The organism is Pseudomonas sp. RA_105y_Pfl2_P56 (assembly GCF_963970845.1).
Classification (GTDB): domain Bacteria; phylum Pseudomonadota; class Gammaproteobacteria; order Pseudomonadales; family Pseudomonadaceae; genus Aquipseudomonas; species Aquipseudomonas baetica_A.
This window is the reverse complement of sequence record NZ_CAXAPL010000026.1, coordinates 51,636-65,705: the sequence shown is the minus strand read 5'-3', so window position 1 is coordinate 65,705 and position 14,070 is coordinate 51,636. Positions and strand designations below refer to the sequence as shown.

Here is a 14,070-nt window from a genome sequence, read left to right as displayed (position 1 = left end):
ATGTTCAAGCCTATGGCCCTGGCCGCTGCTGTGCTCGCCACTTTCAGCCTGAATGCCTTCGCGGCGAAAACCGAGTTGACGGTGTACACCGCCCTCGAAGCCGAGCAACTGAAGTCCTACAAGGACGCCTTCGAAAAGGCCAACCCGGACGTCGAGATCAAATGGGTGCGCGATTCCACCGGGATCATCACCGCCAAACTGCTGGCCGAAAAGGCCCGTCCGCAGGCTGACGCCGTGTGGGGCCTGGCCGCCTCGAGCCTAGCGATCCTCGACCAGCAAGGCATGCTGCAAAGTTACGCACCGAAGGATCTGGGCAAGATCGGCGCGAACTACCGCGACGCCGCCAACCCGCCGGCCTGGGTCGGCATGGACGTGTGGGCCGCGACCATTTGCTTCAACACCGTCGAAGCCGAGAAGCAGGGCTTGAGCAAACCGGTGAGCTGGCAGGACCTGACCAAGCCTGAGTACAAAGGCAAGATTGTCATGCCCAACCCGGCGTCGTCCGGCACCGGTTTCCTCGACGTCAGCGCCTGGCTGCAAACCTTCGGCGAGAAGCAGGGCTGGGCGTACATGGACGGCCTGCACCAGAACATCGGCCAGTACGTTCACTCCGGCTCCAAGCCTTGCAAACTGGCGGCGGCGGGCGAGTTCCCGATTGGTATTTCCTTCGAATACCCGGCCGTTCAGTTGAAGCGCCAGGGCGCGCCGCTGGACATCATCCTGCCGAAGGAAGGCCTGGGCTGGGAGATCGAGGCGACTGCCGTGATCAAAGGCACGCCGCATGAAGAAGCCGCGAAGAAACTCGCCGACTTCTCCGCCAGCGCCGAGGCGATGGATCTGTACAAGGAGAACTTCGCTGTTCTTGCCCAGCCGGGGATTGCCAAGCCGCAGACGGAATTGCCGGCTGATTACGAGCAGCGTTTGATCAAAAACGACTTTGCCTGGGCCTCGAAGAACCGCGACGAGATCCTGGCCGAGTGGCGCAAGCGCTATGACGGCAAGTCCGAGAAAGTCGTCGCCAAGTAAGCTCTTTATCGACTGACAGGGCCGCTTCGCGAGCAAGCCCGCTCCCACATTGGATCTTCAGTGAACACACATTCTGTGGGCACCCAAAATCCCCTGTGGCAGCGGGCTTGCTCGCGAAGGCGGTCTCCCATTCAGGGAAAATTTCCATGACACAACACAACGACCTGCTGATCGTCGGCGCCGGCATCCTCGGCCTGTCCCACGCCTATGCCGCCGCCAAACGCGGTCTCAAAGTCACGGTTTTCGAACGCACGGCCACGCCCCTCGGCGCCTCGGTGCGCAACTTCGGCCAGGCACTGGTCACCGGCCAGCCACCCGGGCCAATGCTCGAACTGGCCAAGGCCAGCCGCGAGATCTGGGGCGACTGGGCGCAGCTCGCCGGCCTGCAAATCAAGCGTAACGGCTCGTACCTGTTTGCCCGCACTGAAGCTGAAGAACACCTGCTCGAAGCCTTTTGCGCCGGCCGCGCCGTGGAAAACGGTTACAACGTCGACTTGTTGCGCGGCGCCGCGTTGCGCGACCTCTACAGCGGTCAGTTCAGCCATCACCGTGCAGCCTTGCACGGGAGGGACGATCAACAGTTGTATTCGCGTGAAGCGATTCCAGCATTGATCGATTACCTGCGCCGCGACCTCGGCGTCGAATTTCATTTCTCGACGCTGGTGCGCGATGTGGAGCCGGGGCGTCTGCACAGCACGGCCGGTTCGTTCACCGCCAAACAGATCATCGTCTGCTCCGGCCATGATTATCAGACGCTGCTGGCCGAACCGATTGCCACGCTCGACCCGCAAATCTGCCGCCTGCAAATGCTCCGCGCCAAACCGCACGTCGACCTGAACCTGCAACACGCCTTGCTCACGGGGTTGAGCGGCGTGCACTACGGCGCCTTCGCCGACTTGCCGGAAGCGGCGGCGGTGCAGGCGCAGATCCTGCGCGAACAACCGCACCTGCATGAAAACGGCATTCACCTGTTGATCAGTCCGACACCGTATGGCGAGTTGATCATCGGCGATTCGCACCACTACGGCAGCGATCCGTCGCCGTTCAACGCCGAGCAAGTCGACACCTGGATGCTCGAACTGGCCGAACACACCCTCGGCTGCAAGGTGCAAGTGATCGAGCGCTGGCAGGGTGTCTATGGCGCCCGTGGGCCGGGGCCGTTTTCGTTCCTGCGCCCGGCACCGGGGCTGAGTGTGGCGCTGATGCACACCGGCGTCGGCATGAGCGTCGGTCCGGCCATGGCCGAGCGCAATGTCGCGCAGTTGCTGGGGGACATTTGATGGCAGGTCACAAGACCTTCATTCGCGAGCAAGCCCGGGGGAATGCGTTTTTCTGTGGGAGCGGGCTTGCTCGTGAAGAGGCCGGCTCAGGCGCTACAAATCCTCAGCCAAAGACTCAATTTGCTCCTGCCGCTGCGCCTGATTCAACTTCGCATGCGGGTTGAGCGACGACCATTGCGGATGCGCCCGCGCCTTGCTCAGCGCCTCCGGCAACTTGCCCTGTCGCCAGGTTTTTTCCTGCGGTGCGGCAACCTGAACCGCGTCCAGCGCCGCATGCCCGCGCTGATCCAGGGCCAGCAGCAACTGGCGCTCGCGCAACGCCAACAGCCGCAACACGGCGTCATCCACCGTCAACTCGCGCTGGCCTTTGATCTTGCCGAGCAAGCGACTGCCATAACTGCGCGCCGTTTGCAGCGCACCGCCAGCAATTGCCCCGGCCAATGCCGCCGCGCCGAGGGTGATGCCGCCCACCAGCAAATCCACGCCAGCCCCGGCGGCTGCCCCGGCAGCGATCCCGCCCCCCACACGCACACCGAGTTGCTTCAAGGTTTCCGGGTTGAACAGGTCATCGCCCCAGCGGCCATCGAGCAACGGTAGATCACTCGCCGCCGCATCCTGCGGGCGAAACGCATACAGCTTGAGCAGCGCTTCGACGCACTTCTGTTCGCGCTGGCGCACAGCCTTGCGCAGTTCGCTGATGGCTTGCTGTTCCTGCTCGGCTTCGCTGACCACGCTGCGGCGGCACGCGGCGCAGTCGATCAGCAATTCGGCAATCAACCGCGCTGCACTGTGCTGCCGGGCGAGTCGCTGTGCCTGCTGATCTGCAATCAAGCGTTCCAGTTGCGGCCGGGCGTTTTCCAGCAACAAGGCGAGGCTTTCATACAGCCGTCGCGCACCATCCTCGGGCGGCGCCACGCTGTCGAAACGCACCAGCGCATGCAGACCAAGACGCGCCAACGCGTCACGCCAATCCGGTTCGCGGTGGTTGGCGCTGCTGACGAAATTGAGCACCGGCAGCAGCGGTTTGCCGCAACTGGCCAACACTTCCAGTTCATCGCGGTACTTGGCCAGCACCGGCTCGCGGGCGTCGATCACATACAAACCGGCGTCGGAGGCGAGCAGTTGCCGCAACACTTTGGCTTCCTGTTCGAAACGCTGGCGCGCCTCGCTGCCGTCGAGAAACCGCGCCAGCCGCGCCGGGCCGTCGAGGCGTTCGCCGGGGCGTTCCAGACGTTCGAGAAAATCCAGCAGGGCGATGGCGTCTTCCAGCCCCGGCGTGTCGTAGAGGTCGAGCAACGGCTCGCCGTCCACCGACAGCCGCGCGCCCTCGACATGCCGGGTGGTGCTTGGCCGATGCGAGACTTCACCGAAACCGACATCGCGGGTCAGCGTGCGCAACAGCGAAGTCTTGCCAACGTTGGTGTGGCCGACCACGGCGAGTTTCAGCGGCGCTTTGAAGGCATCAGTCATGACCGTTCTCCAGCCAGTTCAACGGCGCGCAATCAGCAAAGGGTAGTTCCAACTGTTGCAGTGCGATGTGCCAGTCGCCGAGGCGTTCGGCGTCCAGCGCTTCACCGGGCGGAGCTTGCAGCAGCCAGACGCGGGTGGCGCTGGCGTTGCGCGCCAGTTCGGCGATCAGCGCGAGGCTGCCGCGATCCGGCGAGCGCCGTGGATCGCAAGCGATAACCAGACGTGCCGGGGGGAAGCGGCTGAGTTGTTCGAGCAGTTTGTTGCGTGACTCGCGGCTGTCGAGGATGCCGGCGTTGCTGACGTTTTTCGGCAGCGCCGGCGGCCATGGGCGTTGCTCGTCGAGTTCGATCGCCACCAGCAATGCGCCTTCGCTGGCGTGTTCGCTGACGCTGCTTTCGACGCGGTGCAATTGCTCAGGCGCGGCGTCGGTGACGCCCAGGCGTTCGCTGGTCGGCATCAGGCGTTCGCGCAGTTGGGCGTAGCCGGGCAGGTTCAGGTCCAGACGCAGCGAGGCTTTGCCGCTGTTCCAGCGCCAAAAACAGAAAAGCGCCAGCAACAGACGCGGCAGCACGCCGTAGATGATCAGCACGCCGACCAGCCACGTTGCCCAGGCCTGACGGGCGCTTTCAATATCCAGTGCGCCGGCACCGCTGGCGCGGATCATCTCGACCGTCGGCACGTTGAAGCCAAGCAGCGCCGGCAGCGAACCGAGGGCCTGGGTCATGTTGATGAACGTGTCGGCGCTGAGAATCGTGGTTTCCCAGACGAAGCCGTAGCGCCGGGTCGCCATCAGGGTCAGCAGCAGCATCAGCGCGCTGAGCATCGCCAGCAGCCACAGGCCGTTGACCGTTGCGCCGAGGGCCCAGCGATTGAGTTTCTTGCGTTGCAGCATCAGCAGCAGGGCCGGCGCCAGTTGCGCGGCTTTGGCATCGCGGGCCAGTTTTTCGCTGAGCCATAGCCACAGGCGCCCGAGGGTGGCGCCGTGTTCGCCGGCAAAAATCAGCCCCGTCGCCCAACTCAGCAGCAGAATCAGATTCAGCCCGAGCAGGCTGCCCAAGGCCCAGAACACATTGACCGGGGTTTGCCCAAGCGCGGCGAAGGCCAGTCCGGCGCCGCTCAACACGGCGAACATCATCAGCAGCACCAGCGCCAGACGCGCGCCTTGCAGCCAGTGCTTGAGTGCGTTGGTCAGCCCGTCACGCTCGGCCAGCCACAAGGCACGGCGTTGAATACGGCTCGGCAGATCGCCGCCAGCCGCGCGGGCCAGACGATTGGCTTCCAGATCATCCAGAGGCCCCGCGTGTTCTTCGCGCAGGCGGATGGTTTCGGTCAGCCAGAGGTTTTGCAGTGGAGTCAGTTGTGTCACGCGGCATCCCGTCGCTCAATTGAGCCGTGAGCATAACCGCTGTGGCGCTTATCGGGTCAAGCGAGGCTCTGGTATCCTCGCCGGCATGACTAAAACACTCCCCTTAAGCCTGATCGCAGCCCTCGGTGAAAACCGCGTGATCGGCGTCGATAACAGCATGCCCTGGCACCTGCCGGGGGACTTCAAATACTTCAAGGCCACGACCCTCGGCAAGCCGATCATCATGGGGCGCAAGACCTGGGATTCCCTCGGTCGTCCGCTGCCCGGGCGCTTGAACATCGTGGTCAGTCGTCAGGCCGATCTGGTGTTGGAAGGCGCTGAGGTTTATCCATCACTCGAAGCCGCGGTGGTTCGCGCCGAGCAATGGGCGAAGGAACAGGGCGTCGATGAACTGATGCTGATTGGCGGCGCGCAGTTGTATGCGCAAGGGCTGGCGCAGGCGGATCGTCTGTACCTGACCCGTGTGGCGCTGAGCCCGGAAGGTGATGCGTGGTTTCCGGCGTTCGATCTTAACCAGTGGAAGCTGGTGTCGAATGTGCCGAATGCGGCCGAGGGCGACAAACCGGCGTACACCTTCGAGGTCTGGGAAAAAGCTTAAGAGCTTCGTCGGAACGCCGCCCGGAGCAAGCCCACACACATTGGATCTGTGATCGACACAAATCCAATGTGGAAGAGGGCAGGTCAGGCAAAGAACAACTCAAGCCTGTGCCAACTGCCCATGTTCATCGGCATCGAGCAGTGCTTTATCGGTCTGCTGCATCACCTGACTGGTAATCGCACCGGCGGTGATTGCTCCACTCACGTTCAACGCTGTACGCCCCATGTCGATCAGCGGCTCAACCGAAATCAGCAAGGCCACCAGTGACACCGGCAAGCCCATCGCCGGCAGCACGATCAGCGCGGCAAACGTCGCACCGCCACCTACGCCCGCCACACCGGCCGAACTCAGGGTCACAATCGCCACCAGCGTCGCGATCCACAGCGGATCCAGCGGGTTGATGCCTACGGTCGGCGCTACCATCACCGCCAACATCGCCGGGTACAGGCCTGCGCAGCCGTTCTGGCCGATGGTCGCGCCGAACGATGCGGCAAAACTGGCTACCGATTGTGGAATGCCCAGACGGCGGGTCTGCGCTTCGATGCTCAGCGGAATGCTCGCTGCACTGGAACGGCTGGTGAATGCAAACGTCAGCACCGGCCAGATCTTGCGGAAGAAACGCAGCGGGTTGATCCCGGCCGCCGACACCAGCAGGCCATGAACGACGAACATCAGGCCCAGACCGAGGTACGACACCGCCACGAAACTGCCGAGTTTGATGATGTCTTGCAGGTTGGAGCCAGCCACCACTTTGGTCATCAGCGCCAGTACACCGTACGGGGTCAGCTTCATCACCAGGCGCACCAGGCGCATCACCCAGGCTTGCAGGGTGTCGATGGCGTTGATCACTTTCTGACCTTTCTCGACGTCATCCTTGAGCAGTTGCAGCGCGGCGACACCAAGGAACGCGGCGAAAATCACCACGCTGATGATTGAAGTCGGTTTGGCCCGCGCCAGATCGGCGAACGGGTTCTGCGGGATGAACGACAGCAGCAGTTGCGGCACATTCAGTTCGGCGACCTTGCCGGCGTAGTCGGTCTGAATGGTTTGCAGACGGGCCATTTCCTGGGTGCCGGCCACCAGACCTTCGGCGCTGAGGCCGAACAGGTTGGTCAGGCCGATACCGACCAGCGCCGCAATCGCGGTGGTGAACAGCAGCGTGCCGATGGTCAGGAAACTGATCTTGCCCAGCGACGAGGCGTTGTGCAGGCGGGCCACCGCGCTGAGGATCGAAGCGAACACCAGCGGGATGACGATCATTTGCAGCAACTGCACGTAACCGTTGCCGACCAGATCGAACCAGCCAATCGAGGCTTTCAGCACTGGATTGCCCGTCCCGTAAACGGCGTGCAGAGCTATACCGAACGTGACACCGAGCACCAGCGCGAGCAGGACTTTTTTCGCCAGGCTCCAATGGGTGCGGCGGGTTTGTGCCAGACCCAAGAGCAGGGCGAGGAACACCAGCAGGTTGAGAATCAACGGTAGATTCATGAGAACTCCAGGAAAGACTTTGCCAGCAGCCTTGCGGGGCTGCTGCGAACCGGCAAGCCTAACAGTTTGATTTCAAATGAATTAATACCGAAAACGCAGGGTAATAGTCGCTTTTGGAATAAGTAGGCGTCGCTCTGGGGAATGCATCTGGCGTGATGGAGACGTGGACGGTCGCTGACAGATGAAAACGGTCACACTTATTTGTTACCGTCGGTCTCTTTGATCAGGGAGAAGGGCTTATGAAGTTTGCACCGAAATTTCTGGCTGTCGCACTGACTGTGGGGTTGGGCCTGGCCGGTCAGGCATTCGCCACCGATTTGAAACACTGGCCAGCCGATCAGGCCAAGGCGCTGGACGCGATGATTGCCGCCAATGCCAACAAAGGTAACTACGCGGTGTTCGACATGGACAACACCAGTTACCGCTATGACCTGGAAGAGTCCTTGTTGCCGTTCATGGAAAACAAGGGCCTGATCACCCGCGACAAACTCGACCCCTCCCTGAAACTGATTCCGTTCAAGGACACCGCCGACCACAAGGAAAGCCTGTTCAGTTACTACTATCGCCTCTGCGAAGTCGACGACATGGTCTGCTACCCGTGGGTGGCGCAGGTGTTCTCCGGCTTCACCCTCAAGGAACTCAAAGGCTACGTCGATGAGCTGATGGCTTCGGGCAAACCCGTGCCGGCGACTTATTACGACGGCGATGTGGTCAAGACGCTCGACGTCAATCCGCCGAAAATCTTCACCGGGCAGCAAGAGCTCTACAACAAGCTGATGGAGAACGGCATCGAGGTCTATGTGATGACCGCCGCGTCTGAAGAACTGGTGCGCATGGTCGCCGCCGATCCGAAGTACGGCTACAACGTCAAACCACAGAACGTGATTGGCGTGACGACGATGCTGAAGAACCGCGAGACCAACGAACTGACCACCGCGCGCAAGCAGATCACCGCCGGCAAATATGACGAGAAGGCCAACCTCGGCCTCGAACTGACGCCATACCTGTGGACCCCGGCGACGTGGATGGCCGGCAAGCACGCCGCCATTCTGACTTACATCGACGAGTGGAAAAAACCGGTATTGGTGGGCGGCGACACCCCTACCAGTGACGGTTACATGCTGTTCCACGATGTCGACGTGGCCAAGGGCGGCATTCACTTGTGGATCAACCGCAAAGACAAATACATGACGCAGTTGAACGGCATGATGGCCAAGCACGCTGCGGCGCAGGCCAAGGAAGGGTTGCCGGTGACGGCAGACAAGAACTGGGTGATCGTCAAACCCGAAGACATCCAGTAAGCCCCGATCTTCTGTGGGCGCCCGGATTCCGGGTGCACTGACAGTCCCACAGTTTTGATCTTCAGTGTCTGGGGAATCTGGCCAGACAAAAAAATGCCTCGCACTTGGCGAGGCATTTTTGTTCCTGCGATTGACGCTTACAGCCCGTCAAGCATCGCCTTGTTACGCACAGCACCTTTGTCGGCACTGGTCGCCAGCAGGGCGTAAGCCTTGAGCGCGGTGGTCACTTTGCGTGGACGCACTTCCACAGGTTTCCAGCCTTTCTTGTCCTGCTCGACCCGGCGAGCCGCCAGTTCTTCGTCGCTGACCAACAGATTGATCGAGCGGTTCGGAATGTCGATCAGCACTTTGTCACCATCGCGCACCAGACCGATCGCACCGCCAGCAGCGGCTTCTGGCGAAGCGTGGCCGATGGACAGGCCCGAAGTGCCGCCGGAGAATCGGCCGTCGGTGAGCAAGGCGCAGGCTTTGCCCAGGCCTTTGGATTTCAGGTACGAGGTCGGGTAGAGCATTTCCTGCATGCCCGGGCCGCCTTTCGGACCTTCGTAGCGAATGATGACGATGTCGCCTTCTTTCACTTCGTCGGCGAGGATGCCGCGCACGGCGCTGTCCTGGCTTTCGAAGATCTTCGCGTTGCCTTCAAACACATGGATCGACTCGTCGACACCGGCGGTTTTCACCACGCAGCCGTCCATCGCGATGTTGCCGTACAGCACGGCCAGGCCACCCTCTTTCGAGTAGGCGTGTTCGAAACTGCGGATGCAGCCATTTTCACGGTCGTCATCCAGGGTTTCCCAACGGGTCGACTGGCTGAACGCAGTCTGGGTTGGAATGCCCGCCGGGCCTGCCTTGAAGAAGTGGTGCACGGCCTCATCGGTGGTCTGGGTGATGTCCCACTTGGCGATGGCTTCTTCCATGCTGCGGCTGTGTACGGTCGGCAGATCGGTGTGCAACAGGCCGCCACGGGCCAGAGAACCGAGGATGCTGAAGATACCGCCGGCGCGGTGCACGTCTTCCATGTGGTACTTCTGGATGTTCGGCGCAACTTTGCACAGTTGTGGAACGCTGCGCGAAAGACGATCGATGTCGCGCAGGTCGAAATCGATCTCGGCTTCCTGAGCGGCTGCCAGCAAGTGCAGGATGGTGTTGGTCGAACCGCCCATGGCGATGTCGAGCATCATCGCGTTCTCGAACGCCTTGAAGTTGGCGATGTTGCGCGGCAATACCGCCTCATCGTTGTCGCCGTAGTAACGCTTGCACAACTCGACGATGGTCCGGCCGGCCTGCAGGAACAGTTGTTCGCGATCGCTGTGGGTGGCCAGGGTCGAACCGTTGCCCGGCAATGCCAGGCCCAGGGCTTCCACCAGGCAGTTCATCGAGTTGGCGGTAAACATGCCGGAGCAGGAACCGCAGGTCGGACAGGCGCTGCGCTCGTACTCGGCAACCTTCTCGTCAGAAGCGCTGGAGTCGGCGGCAATCACCATGGCGTCGACGAGGTCGAGGCCGTGGGACGCGAGTTTGGTTTTGCCGGCTTCCATCGGGCCGCCGGAAACGAAGATCACCGGAATGTTCAGGCGCAGGGCGGCCATCAGCATGCCCGGGGTGATCTTGTCGCAGTTGGAAATGCACACGATGGCGTCGGCACAGTGGGCGTTGACCATGTATTCGACGGAGTCGGCGATGATTTCACGGCTCGGCAGCGAATAGAGCATGCCGTCGTGACCCATGGCGATACCGTCATCCACCGCGATGGTGTTGAATTCTTTCGCTACGCCACCGGCGCGTTCGATCTCGCGAGCGACCAGTTGGCCCAGGTCTTTGAGGTGCACGTGGCCCGGCACGAACTGGGTGAACGAGTTGGCAATGGCGATGATCGGCTTTTTGAAGTCGTCATCTTTCATCCCGGTGGCGCGCCACAGTGCGCGGGCGCCGGCCATGTTGCGGCCGTGGGTGGATGTTTTCGAACGGTAATCAGGCATTGAAGCACTCCGGGCGGCTAATCAGGTATCAAAGGGGAAGTGAGCTTCTATTGACGTCTGGAACACCCGGTAATGGCCGTGTGTCTGGAAGTGGCCGATGACGTTGCGGGATCGCCGCTGGTCTCAGCCTGAGCTCATAAACCCGCCGGGGGATGAATGGCGATGAATCTGGCGATTCTACACCGCTGGCGTCTGGAGGGAATGGCGCAAAGTGTTGTTGCAGTGCCAGCGGCGGTTGCGGGATGACGACTGGCAGGATTATTCGCCATCCGGTTGCGCGGTCGTGTTGATCTTGAGCATGTTGGCGCGGCGGCTCACCCCCCTGTTCAACGCCAGAGCCACGCCACTGAGCAAAACAAAGCAGTAACCCAGCGTGGATTGCAGGTTGGCCGGGCTCAGGCTGATCAATGCACTGATTATTCCGCCGCAAATGAAAATGATCGTGCTGCCAGCCGAAGCCGACGTGCCGGCGTTTTCGGGAAACAGGCCCATGGCCCGCGAGGTGGCTGCCGGTCGTGCGATGGTGGTGCCGGCCGTGCAGATCAGCATCGGAATCAGAACGGTGGCTGGGGCCAGTGCATGGTTGGCCGCCAGATAAAGCATCACCAAACCTGACAGCAGGATCAGACTCAGCCCGGTGATGATCTGCCGGCCCGGCGTGATGCGTCGGTTCAGTACGGTGGCGATGATGCCACCGACGACATACGCAGCGCCGTACACCAGCAGGATCAGCGAAAAGTCATAGGCCGACAGTTGCAGTTGATCCATGAAGATCAGTGGGGAAATCACGATAAAGGAGAAATGACAGGCGAATGCGAAGGCTGAAATCAGCCAGTAGCCGACAAAGTCGAAATCTCCCAGCACCCGTCGATAGGCCTTGAGGAAACCCGGGTGCGTGCCGCTGACGACAGGGCGAGTGTTCTCCAGAAACAGCCATGCCTTGATCAGCACCGTGGCGGACAGCGCGATGAACACCCCGAAACTGCCGCGCCAGCCGAGGGTGGCTTGCAGAAAGGTGCCGGCCAGCGGCGACACGGAGATAAAAATCCCGGTGGCGGTGACCATCAGAATACGCAAGCGATCACGCTCCTCGCCTTCGAACAGGTCCTGTACCAGTGCCTGGGACAGCACAAAACAGCCGCAACCCAGTGCCTGCACCACCCGGAATATCAGGAACAGCGTGTAGTCGCCGGTCAACACGCAACCGAGGGCGCCGAGCATCGATACGCTCATACCGGCGAGCAACAAGCCCTTGCGTCCGATCACATCGGATAGCGGGCCGATCAACAACTGGGCAAATGCGATGCCCACGGCGAACAGACTGATTGAAAGCGCGATGTCCGCCGGTGTGCTGCGGAAATGCGCCGCCAGTGCCGGAAATGATGGAAGCAGGACATCCAGTGGAAACACGCCCAGCAGCACCATGGCCAGTAAAAGGCCGACAGCCCCGCGACGCTGGCGTGTGATTACCGCGTACTTTCCGTTATCCATCGATCAGTCCTGCCTTGGCAAAAAGTGTCTGGTTATGGGGCGTTGCGAAAAATCCGGCCTTGCGCAGTGCATCCAGCGTAGCGATGGAGCCTGAACGTGCGCGCGCGCGGTTGGCCTGCACCGTTGCCATGCTGGCGACAATGTCCATCACGTCGCTGTCGGCAATGCCCGCACCGCGCAGGCTCTGTTGCAGCCAGCGTTCGTCGACCTCGAAGAAAAGCCCGATGATCTCCAGCAGCGTTCTGCTTGCAAACGTGCGCTGGCGACTGTTCATCGAAAGCCAGAAGTAATGGAACACTTCGGCAAAGTAGCGGCTGTGGCGGGCTTCGTCGGCCAGGTGATCGCGCAGCATGTCGTTCACGCTGGACACCAGACTGTCGCGACAGACGTCCAGCAGCTCCCGGGCAATGATGGTCTCCGAGACGAAGCCAAGCAGAAGCCATGCCAGTGCACGGTGCTTCTGCGGGGTGCGGGCGATCAGTGCGTTCATGCGAGTGATCCGCTTCGGAATCGCCGGACGTGCGCTCATCCCGTAGAACCCGGCGATCTGCTCCGCGAGACGATTGGAGAACAACGCGTGGTAGCCCTCGTCGGTATAAAGTTGCAGCGCCGCGTGTTTCATTGGCAGAGGCACGTAGATAGGCAGTTCCCGATGAACGATGACCTCAACCGCGCGATTGACGATGCGATGTTCGAGCAGGGTGGTGTAATCGAGAAAGTGCACCAGATGGTTGGCCGTCAGTCGGTGTTGCACTTCGCGTCCGGCGGCCTCGATGGCCGGGTGGGCCAGATAAGGCAAAAAGGCCGGTGGAAACCAGTAGCGGGTTTGCAGTTGCTGCAGCACGTCGTCCGGCAATTGATAGTCGTGGGTACTGCTGCGTACCGAGGCGCGGCTGTCCCAATCCCCCAGGGTGAATTTAAGCGCCCATGACACCGGTACTTCGTTCGAATCCGGGATAGGGAGGGTCATGCTTGTACCTCGCGCAAGAGATCACGCATTTCCTGGCACATCACCTGTCCGTCGCTTTCTCCGCAGCCAACAAAGAACAAAGGTTGTTCAGCGCTTCCCTCGATTTTGAGGAGCGTTTCGACCTGCTTGTCGGCAAATGCACCGGTCAACCAGGTGTTGAGACCCAGTGCTGTGGCGATCAGTTGAAAGGTCTGCGACAGATGACCCGCCTCAATGAATGCCATGCGATAGGCGCGTGAGTGCTCGTACTTCCACCAGAGCCGATCGAATCGAGCGGTGATGAACAATCCCAGCGGCAGGTTGTTGATGAAGTGCTGGCCGCCCAGCAAGTCGCCCAGCGCCGGTTGAGGCAAGGGATTGACCCGGCTAATGGTGTGTTCGGCAGGGTGGTAGGCGTAAATGCCGGGCTCCAGGTCGTCGACGTTGCGCACCAGCAGAAACCCTTCGCATGCATTCAGGCCACCACCGGACGGACTGCTGCGGCGTGCGCCAAGGTCTTGGGCAATGCTGTCGTCGCGATTGAGGTCGCGCTCATGGAGGTAACCGAGAGAAAGGTAAAGCAGGGTGCCGACGTCATCGAGCGTCATCGCTGCGCCGGTGTAGGAGCGACAGGTTTTGCGCTGGAGCAGTGCGTTACTCAGGCTGTCGTCGTTCAAACTGCGCGGGAGGGGCAAAGCGATGCGCTGTCCGGCCACATGCATGGGCCGGTCTGTTGCGGGAGCCGGGGTGGCCAATACTTCGTTGCAGTGCGCCAGATATAGCCTGGACCACTCATGAATATTCTGCGGGCTGTGTTCGCAGGGAATGTTTTGAGTGCCGATGTGATAGATCTTCGACAGTTCATCCCAACCCCATGGCGGGTTGTCTATTTTTGAAACGGTTAGAATGCCCGCGCTTAATAGTTGCGTGTCTATTATGTTGTGTGGGTCGAAGAGGTTGGGGTTGCTTATTAGTTGGGCGAGGCGGGTTGAATAGTTCAGGTCAAGTTCATGTTGGGTGTGGTCTTTGTAGTTCCATACTATTAGTCCGGGCGAGCGCGGCAATATAAATAGATAAGGGTATATGTGCATGGTATTCATTCACTCTGGATAAAGTCGA

Annotated in this window: 11 protein-coding genes; 4 read left to right on the top strand and 7 right to left on the bottom strand. The window is 60.9% G+C overall.

From position 1 onward, the window contains the following. A complete protein-coding gene (locus AACY11_RS18315) occupies positions 1-1,026 on the top strand; it encodes a putative 2-aminoethylphosphonate ABC transporter substrate-binding protein (RefSeq protein WP_130900350.1) in 1,026 nt (341 codons plus the stop codon). 146 nt (positions 1,027-1,172) lie between these two features. Further along, positions 1,173-2,306: a TIGR03364 family FAD-dependent oxidoreductase gene (locus AACY11_RS18310; RefSeq protein WP_339464679.1), complete on the top strand. Its 1,134-nt coding sequence runs from the start codon at positions 1,173-1,175 to the stop codon at positions 2,304-2,306. A gap of 93 nt (positions 2,307-2,399) precedes the next feature. On the opposite strand, the gene AACY11_RS18305 is transcribed toward AACY11_RS18310, so the two are convergent. Together AACY11_RS18305 and AACY11_RS18300 are read right to left on the bottom strand one after the other, a co-directional pair. Then, on the bottom strand, positions 2,400-3,776 hold the full coding sequence (locus AACY11_RS18305; RefSeq protein WP_339495469.1) for a GTPase/DUF3482 domain-containing protein: 1,377 nt from the start codon (positions 3,774-3,776) through the stop codon (positions 2,400-2,402). Next, entirely contained in the window at positions 3,769-5,142 is a 1,374-nt protein-coding gene (locus AACY11_RS18300) for a DUF2868 domain-containing protein (protein ID WP_339495468.1), read from the bottom strand. The genes AACY11_RS18305 and AACY11_RS18300 overlap by 8 nt, the downstream gene beginning before the upstream one ends. Positions 5,143-5,227: 85 nt before the next feature. On the opposite strand from AACY11_RS18300, the gene AACY11_RS18295 reads away from it, so the two are divergent. Then, entirely contained in the window at positions 5,228-5,740 is a 513-nt protein-coding gene (locus AACY11_RS18295) for a dihydrofolate reductase (protein WP_339430376.1), read from the top strand. Between the two features lie 99 nt (positions 5,741-5,839). Here the strand turns inward: AACY11_RS18295 and AACY11_RS18290 are convergent, their stop codons facing one another. Beyond that, positions 5,840-7,231: an L-cystine transporter gene (locus tag AACY11_RS18290; RefSeq protein ID WP_339495467.1), complete on the bottom strand. Its 1,392-nt coding sequence runs from the start codon at positions 7,229-7,231 to the stop codon at positions 5,840-5,842. Positions 7,232-7,470: 239 nt separating this feature from the next. On the opposite strand from AACY11_RS18290, the gene AACY11_RS18285 reads away from it, so the two are divergent. After that, positions 7,471-8,532 carry a haloacid dehalogenase-like hydrolase gene (locus tag AACY11_RS18285; protein ID WP_339430374.1) on the top strand — a complete coding sequence of 354 codons (1,062 nt, stop codon included), beginning with the start codon at positions 7,471-7,473 and terminating at the stop codon, positions 8,530-8,532. Positions 8,533-8,669: 137 nt separating this feature from the next. Here the strand turns inward: AACY11_RS18285 and ilvD are convergent, their stop codons facing one another. From ilvD to AACY11_RS18265, 4 genes are all read right to left on the bottom strand, one after another. After that, complete coding sequence (gene ilvD / locus AACY11_RS18280) at positions 8,670-10,511, bottom strand: dihydroxy-acid dehydratase (RefSeq protein ID WP_339430373.1); 1,842 nt, start codon at positions 10,509-10,511, stop codon at positions 8,670-8,672. Between the two features lie 258 nt (positions 10,512-10,769). Further along, the gene (locus tag AACY11_RS18275; RefSeq protein WP_339430372.1) at positions 10,770-12,002 is read right to left on the bottom strand and encodes an MFS transporter; all 1,233 of its coding nucleotides are present in this window, start codon (positions 12,000-12,002) and stop codon (positions 10,770-10,772) included. Continuing rightward, entirely contained in the window at positions 11,995-12,972 is a 978-nt protein-coding gene (locus AACY11_RS18270; protein ID WP_339430371.1) for a diiron oxygenase, read from the bottom strand. The genes AACY11_RS18275 and AACY11_RS18270 overlap by 8 nt, the downstream gene beginning before the upstream one ends. Then, positions 12,969-14,042 carry a SagB family peptide dehydrogenase gene (locus tag AACY11_RS18265; protein WP_339495478.1) on the bottom strand — a complete coding sequence of 358 codons (1,074 nt, stop codon included), beginning with the start codon at positions 14,040-14,042 and terminating at the stop codon, positions 12,969-12,971. Before AACY11_RS18265 ends, AACY11_RS18270 begins: the two co-directional genes overlap by 4 nt. Between the last annotated feature and the right edge of the window lie 28 nt (positions 14,043-14,070).

Excerpts from the sequence above, each read along its gene's own strand:
- AACY11_RS18315 (WP_130900350.1), top strand. The coding sequence starts at position 1 with ATGTTCAAGCCTATGGCCCTGGCCGCTGCTGTGCTCGCCACTTTCAGC.
- AACY11_RS18310 (WP_339464679.1), top strand. The coding sequence starts at position 1,173 with ATGACACAACACAACGACCTGCTGATCGTCGGCGCCGGCATCCTCGGC.
- AACY11_RS18305 (WP_339495469.1), bottom strand. The coding sequence starts at position 3,776 with ATGACTGATGCCTTCAAAGCGCCGCTGAAACTCGCCGTGGTCGGCCAC.
- AACY11_RS18295 (WP_339430376.1), top strand. The coding sequence starts at position 5,228 with ATGACTAAAACACTCCCCTTAAGCCTGATCGCAGCCCTCGGTGAAAAC.
- AACY11_RS18290 (WP_339495467.1), bottom strand. The coding sequence starts at position 7,231 with ATGAATCTACCGTTGATTCTCAACCTGCTGGTGTTCCTCGCCCTGCTC.
- AACY11_RS18285 (WP_339430374.1), top strand. The coding sequence starts at position 7,471 with ATGAAGTTTGCACCGAAATTTCTGGCTGTCGCACTGACTGTGGGGTTG.
- ilvD (WP_339430373.1), bottom strand. The coding sequence starts at position 10,511 with ATGCCTGATTACCGTTCGAAAACATCCACCCACGGCCGCAACATGGCC.
- AACY11_RS18275 (WP_339430372.1), bottom strand. The coding sequence starts at position 12,002 with ATGGATAACGGAAAGTACGCGGTAATCACACGCCAGCGTCGCGGGGCT.
- AACY11_RS18270 (WP_339430371.1), bottom strand. The coding sequence starts at position 12,972 with ATGACCCTCCCTATCCCGGATTCGAACGAAGTACCGGTGTCATGGGCG.
- AACY11_RS18265 (WP_339495478.1), bottom strand. The coding sequence starts at position 14,042 with ATGCACATATACCCTTATCTATTTATATTGCCGCGCTCGCCCGGACTA.